The 15909-nt window shown below is 40.7% G+C and carries 19 protein-coding genes and 1 other RNA gene; 14 read left to right on the top strand and 6 right to left on the bottom strand.

The features are described from left to right. Positions 1 to 25: 25 nt before the first annotated feature. Positions 26 to 949 (bottom strand): FAD:protein FMN transferase, encoded by a 924-nt coding sequence (locus tag HMPREF2764_RS05920; RefSeq protein ID WP_070527952.1) that lies wholly within the window; start codon positions 947 to 949, stop codon positions 26 to 28. A 308-nt stretch (positions 950 to 1257) separates the two neighbouring features. On the opposite strand from HMPREF2764_RS05920, the gene nox reads away from it, so the two are divergent. From nox to pdxT, 3 genes are all read left to right on the top strand, one after another. Continuing rightward, on the top strand, positions 1258 to 2637 hold the full coding sequence (gene nox, locus HMPREF2764_RS05915; protein ID WP_023948278.1) for a H2O-forming NADH oxidase: 1380 nt from the start codon (positions 1258 to 1260) through the stop codon (positions 2635 to 2637). A 152-nt stretch (positions 2638 to 2789) separates the two neighbouring features. Beyond that, positions 2790 to 3665 (top strand): pyridoxal 5'-phosphate synthase lyase subunit PdxS, encoded by an 876-nt coding sequence (gene pdxS / locus HMPREF2764_RS05910; RefSeq protein ID WP_000138520.1) that lies wholly within the window; start codon positions 2790 to 2792, stop codon positions 3663 to 3665. After that, positions 3666 to 4241, top strand: coding sequence for a pyridoxal 5'-phosphate synthase glutaminase subunit PdxT (pdxT, locus tag HMPREF2764_RS05905; protein WP_070527949.1), 576 nt, complete (start codon positions 3666 to 3668; stop codon positions 4239 to 4241). Positions 4242 to 4376: 135 nt separating this feature from the next. Here the strand turns inward: pdxT and tnpA are convergent, their stop codons facing one another. The 3 genes from tnpA to HMPREF2764_RS05890 all read right to left on the bottom strand — a co-directional run bounded on the left by tnpA (position 4377) and on the right by HMPREF2764_RS05890 (position 6114). After that, the gene (gene tnpA / locus HMPREF2764_RS05900) at positions 4377 to 4841 is read right to left on the bottom strand and encodes an IS200/IS605 family transposase (protein WP_000057440.1); all 465 of its coding nucleotides are present in this window, start codon (positions 4839 to 4841) and stop codon (positions 4377 to 4379) included. Positions 4842 to 5023: 182 nt separating this feature from the next. Continuing rightward, positions 5024 to 5671 (bottom strand): PAQR family membrane homeostasis protein TrhA, encoded by a 648-nt coding sequence (locus tag HMPREF2764_RS05895; RefSeq protein ID WP_001097996.1) that lies wholly within the window; start codon positions 5669 to 5671, stop codon positions 5024 to 5026. Then, positions 5668 to 6114: a DUF1836 domain-containing protein gene (locus HMPREF2764_RS05890; RefSeq protein ID WP_070527946.1), complete on the bottom strand. Its 447-nt coding sequence runs from the start codon at positions 6112 to 6114 to the stop codon at positions 5668 to 5670. Before HMPREF2764_RS05890 ends, HMPREF2764_RS05895 begins: the two co-directional genes overlap by 4 nt. 134 nt (positions 6115 to 6248) lie before the next feature. On the opposite strand from HMPREF2764_RS05890, the gene HMPREF2764_RS05885 reads away from it, so the two are divergent. From HMPREF2764_RS05885 to trxB, 7 genes are all read left to right on the top strand, one after another. Continuing rightward, the gene (locus HMPREF2764_RS05885) at positions 6249 to 6743 is read left to right on the top strand and encodes a GNAT family N-acetyltransferase (protein WP_070527943.1); all 495 of its coding nucleotides are present in this window, start codon (positions 6249 to 6251) and stop codon (positions 6741 to 6743) included. Continuing rightward, positions 6743 to 7261, top strand: a complete 519-nt coding sequence (locus HMPREF2764_RS05880) for a methylated-DNA--[protein]-cysteine S-methyltransferase (RefSeq protein WP_020901893.1) — start codon at positions 6743 to 6745, stop codon at positions 7259 to 7261. The genes HMPREF2764_RS05885 and HMPREF2764_RS05880 overlap by 1 nt, the downstream gene beginning before the upstream one ends. A 5-nt stretch (positions 7262 to 7266) precedes the next feature. Continuing rightward, entirely contained in the window at positions 7267 to 7623 is a 357-nt protein-coding gene (locus HMPREF2764_RS05875; RefSeq protein ID WP_020901892.1) for an arsenate reductase family protein, read from the top strand. Between the two features lie 157 nt (positions 7624 to 7780). Beyond that, complete coding sequence (locus tag HMPREF2764_RS05870) at positions 7781 to 8581, top strand: amino acid ABC transporter permease (protein WP_020901891.1); 801 nt, start codon at positions 7781 to 7783, stop codon at positions 8579 to 8581. Beyond that, the gene (locus tag HMPREF2764_RS05865; protein ID WP_000590982.1) at positions 8581 to 9324 is read left to right on the top strand and encodes an amino acid ABC transporter ATP-binding protein; all 744 of its coding nucleotides are present in this window, start codon (positions 8581 to 8583) and stop codon (positions 9322 to 9324) included. Before HMPREF2764_RS05870 ends, HMPREF2764_RS05865 begins: the two co-directional genes overlap by 1 nt. Before the next feature lie 77 nt (positions 9325 to 9401). Next, positions 9402 to 9626 carry a DUF4059 family protein gene (locus HMPREF2764_RS05860; protein WP_000926599.1) on the top strand — a complete coding sequence of 75 codons (225 nt, stop codon included), beginning with the start codon at positions 9402 to 9404 and terminating at the stop codon, positions 9624 to 9626. A gap of 65 nt (positions 9627 to 9691) precedes the next feature. Further along, positions 9692 to 10603, top strand: a complete 912-nt coding sequence (gene trxB, locus HMPREF2764_RS05855) for a thioredoxin-disulfide reductase (protein WP_000272299.1) — start codon at positions 9692 to 9694, stop codon at positions 10601 to 10603. Positions 10604 to 10837: 234 nt separating this feature from the next. On the opposite strand, the gene rlmB is transcribed toward trxB, so the two are convergent. Together rlmB and def are read right to left on the bottom strand one after the other, a co-directional pair. Then, positions 10838 to 11566: a 23S rRNA (guanosine(2251)-2'-O)-methyltransferase RlmB gene (gene rlmB, locus HMPREF2764_RS05845; protein WP_024057830.1), complete on the bottom strand. Its 729-nt coding sequence runs from the start codon at positions 11564 to 11566 to the stop codon at positions 10838 to 10840. Between the two features lie 44 nt (positions 11567 to 11610). Continuing rightward, positions 11611 to 12222, bottom strand: a complete 612-nt coding sequence (def, locus tag HMPREF2764_RS05840) for a peptide deformylase (RefSeq protein ID WP_001272937.1) — start codon at positions 12220 to 12222, stop codon at positions 11611 to 11613. 174 nt (positions 12223 to 12396) lie between these two features. Here def and HMPREF2764_RS09690 point away from each other — a divergent pair, with 174 nt between their 5' ends. From HMPREF2764_RS09690 to ssrA, 4 genes are all read left to right on the top strand, one after another. Beyond that, a complete protein-coding gene (locus tag HMPREF2764_RS09690; protein ID WP_080977776.1) occupies positions 12397 to 13722 on the top strand; it encodes a CapA family protein in 1326 nt (441 codons plus the stop codon). Positions 13723 to 13743: 21 nt separating this feature from the next. Continuing rightward, positions 13744 to 14571, top strand: a complete 828-nt coding sequence (locus tag HMPREF2764_RS05825; RefSeq protein ID WP_070527940.1) for an HAD family hydrolase — start codon at positions 13744 to 13746, stop codon at positions 14569 to 14571. Position 14572: 1 nt separating this feature from the next. Continuing rightward, the gene (locus tag HMPREF2764_RS05820; RefSeq protein ID WP_070527936.1) at positions 14573 to 15208 is read left to right on the top strand and encodes an SGNH/GDSL hydrolase family protein; all 636 of its coding nucleotides are present in this window, start codon (positions 14573 to 14575) and stop codon (positions 15206 to 15208) included. Positions 15209 to 15269: 61 nt separating this feature from the next. Next, positions 15270 to 15617, top strand: a transfer-messenger RNA (tmRNA) gene (gene ssrA, locus HMPREF2764_RS05815). The last annotated feature ends 292 nt before the right edge of the window (positions 15618 to 15909 follow it).

Genomic DNA, 15909 nt, shown 5'->3' with positions numbered 1-15909 from the left:
TAGAACTCCATTGAAATATCTATTTCTATAGAGTAGGAATTCCTGAAGAACAGCTTAGGTGACCTTCTTTATCAATGAGGATAGCTTCGATGCCCTCCAAACTTTCGACTTGCCAGAGGATAGAAGCAGGTCTTTCTCCAAATAGACGAGTTGTCCAGATTTCACCATCAACTGATTTATCAGAGATGATGGTGAGACTAGCTAGTTCCGTTTCAACAGGATATCCTGTTTGGCTGTCAAAAATATGATGGTAATCTTTTCCATCGACAGTCAGGTGACGTTCATAAATGCCTGAAGTCACGACAGATTTATTGACAACAGGGATGGTCATTAAGTGATTTCCCCTCGGATTGGCTGGGTCTTGAATCCCAATTCGCCAAGGCTGATCCCCTCTTGCCTGATTTTTTCCAATAGTCAGGATATTCCCTCCCAGATTGATCAAGGCAGATGTCACTCCCTCTTTTCTCAGAAATTGAGCAACTTTATCCGCACTATAACCCTTGGCTAAACAACCTAGGTCTATCTTCATTCCTTTCTGTTTTAGAAACACAGTAGAAGTAGAAGAATCTAACTCGATATAATGAGGATTGATTAAAGGGAGAATTGATTCGATTTCTTGAGGCTGGGCAACTTTGGCATCTGAAAAACCGATACGCCAGGTTTGAATCAAGGGACCAATGCTGATATTGAGATGGCTAGATGGCGCGAGGCTATGCTCTAATCCAAGTGAAATCAGTTCGAACAGGTCTGGATGAACCTTGACGGGGGCTATTCCAGCTTGATGATTGATTTCCATCAACTCAGATTCTTGGCTATTGGCATTGAAGCGGTATTCGAGCTCTCTGAGTAAATCAAAGGATTTCTGGATCAAGCTATCGGCTCGCTCATCTACTAATGAAATAGTGATAGTAGTCCCCATTAGCCGTTCGGAATGTGAACTAAGAGGCAAGCTACCAACTCCTTTCTTTTATGAAAAGAAGACTGAAATATAGTAAATTTATATTAAATTTAACCCCTTACATTTTCTTTTCATGATACTAGCATACCATAAAGTCAGCGTTTTCACAAATAAAATTTGTAAACTTGTCAAGAAATATGCTCAGAAAATAAAGAGTAATTGTAAGAAAGACTGATAAAATACAGATTATTTACATTTTTTTACAAAAAAAACGGGAAAATTAGCTAAACTCTTGTAAACGCTAACAGTAAATGTTATACTAGAAAGGTAAATTTAAAATTGAAGGTAGGAATTTTTCTATGAGTAAAATCGTTGTAGTTGGTGCTAACCACGCTGGTACAGCATGTATTAATACTATGTTGGATAATTTTGGAAATGAGAACGAAATCGTTGTATTTGACCAGAACTCTAACATCTCTTTCCTAGGATGTGGAATGGCTCTTTGGATTGGTGAACAAATTGACGGTGCTGAAGGCTTGTTCTATTCTGATAAAGAAAAATTGGAAGCTAAAGGTGCTAAGGTATACATGAATTCACCAGTTCTTTCAATCGACTATGATAACAAAGTAGTTACAGCAGAAGTTGAAGGGAAAGAGCACAAAGAATCATACGATAAATTGATTTTCGCTACAGGTTCTACACCAATCTTGCCACCAATCGAAGGTGTTGAAATTGTTAAAGGAAACCGCGAATTTAAAGCAACTCTTGAAAATGTACAATTCGTTAAATTGTACCAAAACGCTGAAGAAGTGATTCACAAATTGTCTGATAAGAGTCAACACCTTGACCGAATCGCCGTTGTTGGTGGTGGTTATATCGGTGTTGAACTTGCTGAAGCCTTTGAACGTCTTGGAAAAGAAGTTGTCCTTGTTGATATCGTTGATACTGTTTTGAACGGTTACTATGACAAAGATTTCACACAAATGATGGCGAAGAACTTGGAAGACCACAACATCCGCTTGGCGCTTGGTCAAACTGTTAAAGCAATCGAGGGTGACGGTAAAGTTGAACGCTTGATTACTGATAAAGAAACTTTTGATGTGGATATGGTTATCCTTGCAGTTGGTTTCCGTCCAAACACAGCCCTTGCTGATGGAAAAATTGAACTATTCCGTAACGGTGCCTTCCTTGTAGACAAAAAACAAGAAACATCTATCCCAGGCGTTTACGCAGTAGGTGACTGTGCGACTGTTTATGACAACGCTCGTAAAGACACTAGCTACATCGCGCTTGCTTCAAACGCTGTTCGTACTGGTATCGTTGGTGCATATAACGCATGTGGACATGAATTGGAAGGAATCGGTGTTCAAGGATCAAACGGTATCTCAATCTACGGTCTTCACATGGTTTCAACTGGTTTGACTCTTGAAAAAGCGAAAGCTGCTGGTTACAATGCAACTGAAACAGGCTTTAACGATCTTCAAAAACCAGAATTTATGAAGCATGACAACCATGAAGTTGCCATCAAGATTGTCTTTGACAAAGATAGCCGTGAAATTCTTGGTGCACAAATGGTTTCACACGATTCTGCAATCAGCATGGGAATCCACATGTTCTCACTTGCTATCCAAGAGCATGTGACAATTGATAAATTGGCATTGACAGACCTATTCTTCTTGCCACACTTCAACAAACCATACAACTACATCACAATGGCTGCCCTTACAGCTGAAAAATAAAATTTGATGAACTATCTGGCCTTAAGCTAAGGTCAGATAGTTTTTTTAGCCAATCTGTACCCACACAATTACGTTTTTTTTATCTTGTACTTCATTTTAATCTAACTTAAAATGAAATGGTAGCTACCAATACAAATGATGAGGATTAAGAAATGACTGAAAATCGTTATGAACTAAATAAAAACTTGGCACAGATGCTCAAAGGTGGGGTTATCATGGACGTTCAGAACCCTGAACAGGCTCGTATCGCAGAGGCTGCTGGTGCGGCAGCTGTTATGGCCTTGGAGCGAATTCCAGCTGATATTCGTGCAGCTGGTGGGGTTTCCCGTATGAGTGATCCAAAGATGATTAAGGAAATCCAAGAAGCGGTCAGCATTCCAGTGATGGCCAAGGTTAGAATTGGGCATTTTGTTGAAGCTCAGATTTTAGAGGCTATTGAGATTGACTATATCGATGAGAGTGAAGTGCTGTCTCCAGCAGACGACCGTTTTCATGTGGACAAGAAAGAATTCCAAGTTCCTTTTGTCTGTGGAGCTAAGGACTTGGGTGAAGCCTTGCGTCGTATCGCTGAAGGAGCTTCCATGATTCGGACAAAAGGAGAACCGGGTACAGGAGACATCGTTCAAGCCGTTCGTCATATGCGCATGATGAATCAGGAAATACGCCGTATTCAAAATCTACGCGAAGATGAACTTTATGTGGCTGCCAAGGACTTGCAAGTCCCTGTAGAATTGGTCCAATACGTCCATGAACACGGAAAATTGCCAGTTGTAAACTTCGCAGCTGGAGGTGTTGCAACACCAGCAGATGCTGCGCTGATGATGCAACTGGGGGCAGAGGGTGTCTTTGTCGGTTCAGGTATTTTCAAGTCAGGAGATCCTGTTAAACGAGCAAGTGCCATTGTCAAAGCGGTAACCAACTACCAAAATCCTCAAATTCTAGCACAAATCTCTGAAGACCTAGGGGAAGCCATGGTTGGTATCAATGAGAATGAAATTCAAATTCTCATGGCTGAGCGAGGAAAATAGATGAAAATCGGAATACTAGCCTTGCAAGGCGCCTTTGCAGAGCATGCAAAAGTGTTAGATAAATTAGGAGTCACTGGTGTCGAAATCAGAAATTTAGAGGATTTTCAGCAAAATCAGAGTGACTTGGCGGGTTTGATACTACCTGGTGGGGAATCTACAACCATGGGCAAGCTCTTACGTGAGCAGGACATGCTGATTCCCATTCGAGAAGCAATTCTATCTGGCTTACCGGTGTTTGGGACCTGTGCGGGTTTAATTTTGCTGGCTAAGGAAATTACTTCTCAGGACGAGAGTCATCTAGGAACTATGGATATGGTAGTCGAGCGCAATGCCTATGGGCGCCAACTAGGAAGTTTCTACACGGAAGCAGAATGTAAGGGAGTCGGTCAGATTCCAATGACCTTTATTCGTGGTCCAATTATCAGTAGTGTTGGAGAAGATGTAGAAATTCTAGCAACAGTTGATAATCAAATCGTTGCAGCCCAAGAAAAAAATATGTTGGTAACTTCTTTTCATCCAGAATTGACTGATGATGTGCGCTTGCACCAGTATTTTATCAATATGTGCAAATCATGACCACCCGTCTAACGGGTGGTTTGAACCAGGGCTATAAGCCCAAATTACCAGCCAGCGCCTAAAGACGCTGGCTTTCACGTTGTTCAAGCCTCATTGCTCTTGACTCGTCACTTGCCTCTCAAAGAGGCTTTAGTATTACTTACCACTATCCCTAAAGGGATCCTCATATTCTTTTACACTTAATTTATCTAGTGCTATATCATGCTTTTCCTGTTCTTGAATATATTTCTTAATTGTGGCTTCATTGAGTCCAACCGTACTCACATAATAACCTTCCGCCCAAAAATGCCGATTCCCAAACTTATACTTGAGATTGGCGTGTTTGTCAAACATCATGAGTGCACTTTTACCTTTTAAATACCCCATGAAACTTGAAACACTTATCCTTGGTGGAATACTGACTAACATATGTACATGGTCTGGCATTAAGTGACCCTCGATAATTTCAACTCCTTTATAACTACACAAGCGATGAAATATTTCTCCTAAACTACTTCGATATTGATTATAAATGACTTTTCGTCTATACTTAGGGGTGAACACAATGTGATATTTACACATCCACTTTGTGTGTGATAAACTATGTGCCTTTTGTGCCATATTTTTCTCCTTTCGCTTTACAATTGGCTTGAACACCTTTATTGTATCGCGTTTGGAGTTTTTTGGGTATAACCTTCGACGCGCACCCGCATAGCGGGTGGTTTTTTTGTCTCGCACCTAACGGAGCGAGACGGACTAACAGTCACATAACAAAAAAGTTGAGACTGAATTTCTCAACTTTTTTACATGTAATAAACAATGGCGATGTATTGGAGGGCAGATGCAGCTAGGATAAAGAGGTGCCAAATCATGTGGAAATAAGGTTTTTTCTTGGCGTAAAATCCAGCCCCAACTGTATAACAGAGTCCGCCAGTTACCATGAGACTCCAGAAAATGGGCGTTGTTTGACTGATAATGGCAGGAATGATAGCTAAAACCAACCAGCCCATAATCAGGTAAAGAGCAAGGCTAAATTTCTCATTGACTTTTTTAGCAAAGATTTTATAGAGAATACCAAAGATGGTCGTTCCCCATTGGATGGCAATAATCAGATAGCCAAACCAGTTATTCATTAAGGTCAAGACGACGGGCGTGTATGAGCCTGCAATAGCAACATAAATCATAGAATGGTCAATGATTCGCAAGACATATTTGTGGGTCGAACCATAGGCCATAGAGTGATAAATGGTGGATGATAGAAACATGAGAAAGAGACTAATAACGAAAATGGAAACGCCGATAGATGATAAAAAACCGTGTGCTTCATAACTATAGGTGGATGAAATAGGGAGTAAGATGAGCATGATAACGGCCCCCACAGCATGGGTCACGCTATTAGCAATTTCCTCTCCAAAACTGAGTTGTTTGCTGAGTTTAAGACTAGTGTTCATTGGATTACCTCCTCTTGAGTATGATGGATTAAGTCTAGAGTTTGATGATAGAGTTTAACAGTTTGGCAGCTGGTTTGGATGATGGGGTTAGCTGGGTCCATTCCTTGGTTCATGTAGTTTACAAAAGCATCGTAGAGTTGGTCTGAACTTGCTTGACTTTGTAGAGTATTAAGTGTCTGTGCTATTTCTTGAATAGAGAATACTGACTTGAGGGTTGTGATAGCAATCAGACGGGCAATCTGTTGGCGTTGGTATTTTTTCTTGTCAGGCTTTGTCAGGTAACCATGTTTCACATAATTATTGACCATAGATGCTGTTAGGCCCTTGTCTTTATCAGGAGAGATAGGGGCGCAGACCTGATTGACATAGAGTAAAACCTGGTCCAGATAGAGGTCAATATTTTGGATTTCTGCCCATTTTGGGTAGGAAAAGGTAGTTTTCATTTTCAACTCCTTTTTATCTAGTTTTAATAACTAGATTATAAAATAATAGAAATAGAAAGTCAAGTTTTAACTGCTTGTAGAAAGACTTAAATTATGCTATGATGGGAGAAACTAGTCAGAAATGAGGAGAAAAGATGGAGATTCGTTTAGCTTTTCCAAATGAAGTAGATGCCATCATGCAGGTGATGGAAGATGCTAAAAAATGTTTAGCAGATGTTGGTAGTGACCAGTGGCAAAATGGTTATCCAAATGCTGATATTATTACTGAGGATATTATCTCAGGTCAAGCCTACGTAGCCTTGGAAGAGGGAGAATTACTAGCTTATGCAGCCGTGACCAAGAGTCCAGAGGCAACCTATGAAGCCATTTATGAAGGCAACTGGCAAGCTGGAGAGTCAGAGTACCTGGTCTTTCACCGTATTGCTGTGGCAGCAGATGTCCAGGGACAGGGAGTTGCTCAAACCTTTTTAGAAGGCTTGATTGAAGGATTTGATTACCTAGATTTTCGCTCAGATACGCATGTTGCAAACGAGGCCATGCAGCATATCTTTGAAAAACTCGGTTTTAAACAGGTTGGTAAGGTTCCAGTTGATGGCGAACGCTTGGCCTATCAAAAATTGAAGAAATAATGCAAAAGAAGTACGTAAAAATGCTCTACTTTTCGCCAATAGGAACCTTGTCTTTGGTTGCTGACGAGCAATATCTGTATGGCATTTGGGTGCAGGAGCAGAAGCATTTTGAGAGGGGACTAGGAGATGAGACGATAGAAGCAGTTGTTAGTCATCCCATTTTAGACCCAGTTATTACTTGCTTAGATGCTTACTTTAAAGGTAAGTCTCAGGATTTATCCAACTTGCCCTTGGCTCCAATCGGAACGGATTTTGAAAAGCGAGTTTGGTCCTATTTACAGAGAATTCCTTATGGTCAGACAGTGACCTATGGACAAATAGCCCAAGATCTGCAAGTGGCTTCTGCTCAAGCAATTGGCGGAGCGGTAGGACGCAATCCTTGGTCTATCCTAGTACCTTGTCATCGTGTGCTGGGAGCATGCAAGCGTCTGACAGGTTATGCTGCAGGAGTGGAAAAGAAAGCTTGGCTCTTGGAGCATGAAGACGCAGATTTTAAAGATATAAACAATAGAAAGTGAAACACATGTTAGAATTTATCGAATACCCAAAATGTTCAACTTGTAAAAAAGCAAAACAAGAATTAAACCAACTCGGTGTGGACTATAAAGCCGTTCATATCGTCGAAGAAACACCTGGTCAAGAAGTCATTTTAAACTGGCTAGAGACCTCAGGTTTCGAGTTGAAGCAATTTTTCAACACCAGTGGAATCAAATACCGTGAATTAGGACTGAAAGATAAGGTAGGAAGTCTGTCAAACCAAGAAGCAGCTGAGTTGCTAGCAAGCGACGGTATGTTGTTAAAACGGCCCATTTTAGTAGAAAATGGAACTGTTAAGCAAATCGGTTATCGAAAACCTTATGAAGAATTGGGATTGAAATAGTTTTTATCTATCTCTTTGATAGATAAAATATATAACCTCCCTGTTTCAAAGTATGATAAACTAGTAGGTAGACAAAGTCTGTATCTGACCGTAGCAAATAATTTCATTGACGGCAGAAGTATGGTAGAATGAATCATTATCAGGAGAGGATGTTTTTATGAATGTTACAACGATTTTAGCATCAGATTGGTACCAAAACTTGATGCAATTGATTCCGGATGGCAAGCTTTTTAGCTTGCGTTCGGTCTTTGATGGAATTCCGAGAATTGTCCAACAACTTCCAACAACGATTATGTTGACAATTGGTGGTGCTCTTTTTGGCTTGGTTTTGGCACTTCTTTTTGCCATTGTGAAAATCAATCGTGTCAAAATTTTATATCCCTTGCAGGCCTTCTTTGTTAGTTTCTTAAAAGGGACACCGATTTTGGTGCAACTCATGTTGACCTACTACGGAATTCCTTTGGCTTTGAAAGCTCTCAATCAGCAATGGGGAACTGGTTTCAATATCAATGCGATTCCAGCCGCTGCTTTTGCGATTGTCGCCTTTGCTTTCAATGAAGCAGCTTATGCGAGTGAAACCATTCGTGCAGCCATTCTCTCAGTCAATCCTGGTGAGATTGAGGCGGCACGCAGTCTGGGTATGACCCGAGCACAAGTTTATCGTCGCGTAATTATTCCAAATGCAGCCGTTGTGGCAACTCCAACCTTAATCAATTCCCTCATCGGCTTGACCAAAGGAACTTCCCTAGCCTTTAGTGCGGGTGTTGTGGAAGTATTTGCCCAAGCTCAGATTCTGGGTGGAGCTGATTACCGCTACTTTGAACGCTTTATCTCCGTTGCCCTTGTTTATTGGGTAGTCAATATCGGAATTGAAAGCCTTGGTCGTTTCATCGAGAGAAAAATGGCTATTTCTGCACCCGATACAGTGCAAACAGATGTGAAAGGAGACCTTCGTTAATGATTAAGATTTCGAATTTAAGCAAATCCTTTTCAGGACAGACTGTCTTGGATCATCTGAACTTGGATATTCAAAAAGGGGAAGTTGTAGCCTTGATTGGTTCTTCAGGAGCTGGAAAATCAACCTTCCTTCGTAGTCTCAATTATCTTGAAACACCTGACAGTGGCTCTATTCAGATTGATGATTTCTCAGTTGATTTTTCTAAAATCACTCAAGAAGAAATCCTTGCCCTACGCCGTAAGTTGTCTATGGTTTTCCAACAGTTTAATTTGTTTGAACGCCGAACAGCACTTGATAATGTGAAAGAAGGCTTGGTTGTTGTCAAGAAATTATCCGACCAAGAAGCAACCAAGATTGCCAAGGAAGAGTTGGCTAAGGTTGGGCTTTCAGACCGTGAAAACCATTATCCTCGCCATTTATCAGGTGGACAGAAGCAACGGGTTGCCCTAGCGCGTGCACTTGCGATGAAACCAGATGTCTTGCTCTTAGACGAACCAACTTCAGCCCTTGATCCAGAATTGGTCGGCGAAGTAGAAAAGTCTATTGCAGATGCTGCTAAGTCAGGTCAAACCATGATTTTGGTTAGTCATGACATGTCCTTTGTAGCTCAAGTTGCGGATAAGATTCTCTTCCTAGATAAGGGGAAAATCATTGAGTCTGGAACACCGGATGAGATTATCCACCATCCTAAAGAAGAGCGAACAAAAGAATTCTTCGCTAGTTACAAACGGACTTATATTTGATATAATAGATAAAGAAAAACTCAGTTAGCTGGACTAGCTGAGTTTACTCTTTAAAAAAGATAGAAATGAGAGAAATCATGCTACTGCAACTATTTTCTTTATATTTCGAGAGTTTGATCTTGACCACCATCCTCGTCCTGATTTTTTTGGGGATTTGGATTGGACTGAGAGCCATGTCGGGAGTTGATAAGACAGCCAAGGCTCGCCAAGCCCATCTCTATGATATGATTATGATTGGTGTTTTGGTTGTTCCAGTATTATCCTTTGCGGTTATGAGTTTAATTCTTGTTTTCAAGGCATAATCCTTGCGTGATTGACAAGAAAGAGTTAGAATAAAGATAGTTACAACAAGAAAGAAGGAAACTATATGTACGATACTATTATTATCGGTGCTGGACCTGCAGGTATGACTGCAGCCTTGTATGCTGCTCGAAGCAATCTGAAAGTAGCCTTGATTGAAGGTGGTCTGCCAGGTGGTCAGATGAATAATACATCTGATATTGAAAATTACCCAGGATACGCTAATATTAGTGGACCTGAATTGGCAGAAAAGATGTTTGAACCGCTTGAAAATCTTGGTGTTGAGCACATTTATGGTTATGTTGAAAATGTCGAAGACCATGGTGATTTTAAGAAAGTGATGACTGATGACCAAACATATGAAACTCGTACCGTTATCGTAGCGACTGGCTCTAAACACCGTCCTTTGGGAGTACCTGGAGAAGAAGAACTGAACAGTCGTGGTGTTTCTTACTGTGCCGTGTGTGATGGTGCTTTCTTCCGTGACCAAGATTTGTTGGTAGTTGGTGGCGGAGATTCAGCTGTCGAAGAAGCCCTCTTCTTGACTCGTTTTGCTAAGACTGTTACCATTGTTCACCGTCGTGACCAACTTCGTGCCCAAAAGGTTTTACAAGACCGCGCCTTTGCGAATGAGAAAATCAGCTTTATCTGGGATTCTGTAGTGAAGGAAATCAAGGGTGAAAACAGAGTAGAATCTGTCGTTTTTGAAAATGTGAAAACAGGTCAAGTGACAGAACAAGCCTTCGGTGGTGTCTTTATCTATGTTGGATTGGATCCTCTTAGCGATTTTGTTAAAGAATTGAATATCCAAGATCAGGCAGGTTGGATTGTGACAGATAACCACATGAAAACTGCAGTTGACGGTATCTTTGCAGTTGGAGATGTTCGCCAGAAAGACCTTCGTCAAGTGACAACAGCAGTTGGAGATGGAGCTATCGCTGGTCAAGAAGCTTATAAATTTATCACAGAACATAGTTAATACACTTCTAAAATCTCTTCAAACCACGTTAGCTTCGCTTTACCGTAGGTATGGGTACTGACTTCGTCAGTTCTATCCACAACTTCAAAACAGTGTTTTGAGCTGACTTCGTCAGTCTTATCTACAACCTCAAAGCAGTGCTTTGAGCTGTCTACAGCAAGCTTCCTAGTTTGCTCTTTGATTTTCATTGAGTATAATCATAAAAAGTTTCCAATCAGATGACTGGAAACTTTTTTATAGTCTATTTCGAAAAACTTCGTACATGAGGATGGCTGCAGCAACACTGGCATTGAGACTTTGAACATGTCCATTCATAGGAATGGTAATCATCTCATCAACTTGTTTTTTGATGTTGCTAGAGATGCCTTTTCCTTCATTTCCGATGATGAGGGCGATTTTCCCTTTTGTATTCCACTTGTGGCAAGGAGTACCATTCATATCCGTTCCAAAGGTCCAGAACCCTTCATCCTTGAGTTTGTCTAAGGTTTGACTGAGGTTGGTCACTCGGGCAATTGGAACGTGTTCAATAGCACCTGTGGCCGTTTTGGCAACGACAGGAGTAACTCCGACAGCACGGTGCTTGGGAATGATGACACCTGAAACGTTGGTCGCATCGGCTGTTCGCAAGATAGAACCTAGATTATGGGGATCAGTTAGACCATCCAGAATCAATAGCAGTGGATTTTCTTCTTGGCGTGTTTTGGCAAGGATGTGATCCAGCTCGCTATAGGCAAATTCAGACACTCGTAGAACAAAACCTTGATGAACAGCACCTTCAGTCATCTCAGTGAGGGATTTTTTTGAGGTCCAAGAAATGGATACCTTCTTTTCTGTAGCCAGTTCCTTGACTTTCTCAACATTCTTACCTCGGAGATCTTCTTGGAGGTAAAGTTTGTTCCCTGTGTTTGCAAGGAGGGCTTCGGTAACGGCGTGGACGCCATAGACAATATCATTTGTTTTCATGCCTCTATTATAACACAAAACCCCGTCTTGCAACGGGATTTTATTTATTCAAGAATCAGTAGACCATCTTTAACTTCAAATGGGTCTTTTTCATTGATACGATCGTAAAACATGATTCCGTTGATGTGGTCAATTTCATGCTGAACAACGATGGAGTTGTAGCCTTTGAGCTTGATACGGTGTTTTTCGCCGTCCTTGTCAAAGTAGTCAACAGTAACGCGAGCATGGCGAACAACATAGCCAGGCACATTGCGGTCAACAGAGAGGCAACCTTCTCCTTCGCCAAGAGCAGCGTCTTGAACAGAGTGAGAGACGATTTTTGGATTGTACATAATGGCTTGTAAGTCGTAGGCTTCCTGCGGAGTTTCACCTTCTTCAACAATGTTTGGTACCAAAACAGCGATAATACGTTTTGAGATATCTAATTGAGGAGCAGCAAGTCCAACACCACCTCGGAGCCCCATCTTTTCAGCCATGACAGGATCTTGGGAATGTTTGAGGAATTGCATCATCTTTTCACCGAGAATGATTTCCTGGTCAGACAAGGGGAAAGTGACTTCCTCAGCAACCGCGCGTAGAGTTGGATTTCCCTCGCGGATAATATCTTTCATATCAATTAAGTGAGCAGCTTTTGTAATACGTTCTATTGCAGACATTTTCTCTCCTTTCATTACCTCTACATGATATCACAAAATGACAAGGATTGAAAGTATTACAGCCTTTAGGATTTATAGAAAATAGATAGGAAGTTCAATTCAATTGTGAAAGAAATACTTATCTGTGATATAATAAAAAGAAAAGGCTTGCATTAGAAAGTAGGGAGAATGAAGATGCAAAGAAGACAAGATAGACATAAACGTGGACCAGTTTTTCATTTTGTGAGAGGCTTTGTAAACTTTTTTAGGAGTTATCGCAAGTGGAGCAATAAGGGATTTGTGGCGATACTCTTGCTAGCAGTTGCTTTATCAATGGGCTTGGTCTTGTTGTTTGAAAGCTTCCAAGGAATCCCCTTAACCAGTCAAAAAAAGGATGCCATTTCTCAAGAAGCAAATAAGACCAATCAAAATACTAAAGATCAGGAAGAGGAAAAAACTGCTAGAATTATGGCCAATGGGGACCTCCTTTATCATATTCCTATTTATCGTTCGGCTTTAAAAGAAGATGGGACCTATGATTTTCATGAGAATTTTGATTATGTGAAACCATGGCTCAAACAAGCAGACCTAATTATAGGTGATTTTGAAGGTACTGTGAACAAGGACCACTATTTGGCAGGTTATCCTCTATTTAATGCACCTGGTGAAGTTATGGATGCCATCAAGGATGCCGGTTATCAAGTGCTAGACTTGGCGCATAACCATATCCTAGATTCACAAATAGAAGGTGTGGTTTCAACAGCAGATGCTATTGAGAAGGCAGGAATGACACCTATTGGAGTGTATACGCATGAGTCACGTGATCAAGCTCCACTGGTTATCAAGGAAGTGAACGGCATCAAGGTTGCACTTTTGGCCTATTCTTATGGTTTTAATGGAATTGAGCAAAGTATTTCTCAAGAAGACTATAACCGCTATCTTTCAGACCTAAATGAAGACAAGATGAAGGCTGAAATTGAACGAGCAGAGAAGGAAGCGGATATCACCATTATCATGCCTCAGATGGGTGTGGAATATCGCTTGGAACCAACTGAAGAACAAAAGGCTCTTTATCACAAGATGATCGATTGGGGAGCTGATATTATCTTTGGAGGGCACCCTCACGTAGTTGAACCATCTGAAACGGTTGAAAAAGATGGGGACAAGAAACTCATTATCTATTCAATGGGGAACTTCATTTCCAATCAACGAATTGAAACCATGCAAGATGAAGAGAATGCTAAGTGGACAGAGCGTGGCGTGCTCATGGATGTGACTGTTAAGAAAAAAGCCGGTAAGACGACAATCGAAACTGCCAAAGCGCATCCTTCTTGGGTAAACCGTACACCAAAAGGAACCTATTCTCCAGAAGGTTATCCACTATTCCTATACCAAACTTATATCTTAGAAGATTTTATCGAGGGTGGTAGTCATCGTGACCAGTTAGATGAAGCGACTAAGGAACGAATTGATACAGCCTACAAAGAAATGAACGAACATGTGGGATTGAAGTGGGACTAGCTTGAATCCAGAGGAAAGTAAATGACGATTAAGGTAATTGCAACAGATATGGATGGGACCTTGCTGGATGCTAGAGGCCAGCTTGATCTCCCACGTTTGGAAAAGATTTTAGATCAGTTGGATCAAAGGGGTATTCGTTTTGTCATTGCGACTGGGAATGAAATTCACCGCATGAGGCAACTACTGGAGCACTTGGTCGATCGGGTGGTTCTGGTTGTTGCAAACGGTGCTCGTATTTTTGAAAACAATGAACTGATTCAGGCTCAGACTTGGGATGATGCCATTGTCGATAAGGCTTTGGCTCATTTTAAGGGTCGAGCGTGTCAGGATCAGTTTGTTGTAACGTCTATGAAGGGTGGTTTCGTCAAAGAAGGTACGATTTTTACAGATCTTGAAAGTTTTATGACTCCAGAAATGATTGAAAAATTCTACCAACGGATGCAATTTGTGGATGAGTTAACATCTGACCTCTTTGGTGGTGTTCTCAAGATGAGTATGGTTGTTGGTGAGGAACGTTTGAGTTCGGTTTTGGAAGAAATCAATGACCTCTTTGATGGCTGTGTTCGTGCTGTATCGAGTGGCTATGGTTGCATTGATATCCTTCAAGCTGGGATTCATAAAGCATGGGGCTTGGAAGAATTACTCAAGCGTTGGGACTTGAACCCCCAACAAATTATGGCTTTTGGTGACAGTGAAAATGATGTTGAAATGCTTGAAATGGCTGGAATTGCCTATGCGATGGAAAATGCTGATGATAAAGCCAAAGCTGTGGCTACTGCTCTAGCGCCAGCCAATAGCCAAGGAGGAGTTTATCAAGTCTTGGAAAACTGGTTAGAAAAAGGAGAATGAAGTGGCAGTACAGTTATTAGAAAATTGGTTACTAAAGGAACAAGAAAAAATCCAAACCAAGTATCGTCACTTAAATCAAGTTTCTGTTGTAGAGCCAGACATTCTTTTTATTGGGGATTCCATTGTCGAATATTATCCTCTGCAGGAACTATTTGGGACTTCGAAGACAATTGTCAATCGAGGAATTCGTGGCTATCAGACAGGGCTGTTATTAGAAAATCTTGATGCGCATCTTTATGGTGGAGCAGTAGATAAAATTGTCCTTTTGATTGGGACAAATGATGTCGGAAAAGATGTGCCTGTGAATGAGGCTCTCAATAATCTCGAAGCTATCATACAATCCATTACTCGCGATTATCCATTGACTGAGATTAAATTGCTTTCCATTTTGCCAGTCAATGAGGGAGAGGAGTACAAGCAGATAGTCTATATCCGCACGAATGAAAAAATCCAGAAATGGAATCAAGCCTATCAAGAGCTTGCTTCTGCCTATATGCAGGTAGAATTTGTGCCAGTTTTTGATAGTTTGACAGACCAGGCAGGTCAACTCAAAAAAGATTATACAACTGATGGGTTGCACCTTAGTGTTGCTGGTTATCAGGTTTTGACAAAATCTTTGAAAGACTATCTTTTGTAGTTAATTGCTTTCCTTTTTGCATTTTTGTGTTAGATAAGGTATAATGGTTTTATTGTCTTTTGGGGTCGTTACGGATTCGACAGGCATTATGAGGCATATTTTGCGACTCGTGTGGCGACGTAAACGCTCAGTTAAATATAACTGCAAAAAATAACACTTCTTACGCTCTAGCTGCCTAAAAACCAGCAGGCGTGACCCGATTTGGATTGCTCGTGTTCAATGACAGGTCTTATTATTAGCGAGATACGATCAAGTCTTGTCTAGCGGCTTGATAAGAGATTGATAGACTCGCGGTTTCTAGGCTTGAGTTATGTGTCGAGGGACTGTTAAACGAATACATAACCTATGGTTGTAGACAAATATGTTAGCAGATGTTTGGACGTGGGTTCGACTCCCACCGGCTCCATTGATAATTTACATTGTTTTGTAAATCTTTCTAAAACGTTGTTTTTACAACGTTTTTTATTTTATTCTTTGGTATTCTTTTGCAAAAAAAGAATACAACATTTTGTTGTATCCTAAATATTAAATCAAGTCCTGAATTTTCTTAAGTTTTTATCATATTTTCTGTTATAATTAAGGTGCCTTAAGAAAAATAATGAAAAAACTAAATGTTTTTCATATAGTTTTCATTTTTGTGTTATAATTAAGGTGCCTTAAGAAAAATATTAAGGTGCCTTAAGAAAAATAATGAAAAAACT

This window comes from Streptococcus sp. HMSC073F11 (assembly GCF_001810785.1).
In the GTDB taxonomy this organism is placed as follows: Bacteria; Bacillota; Bacilli; order Lactobacillales; family Streptococcaceae; genus Streptococcus.
Note: the sequence above shows the minus strand (reverse complement) of the source record. Positions and strands in the feature narration are given on the sequence as shown.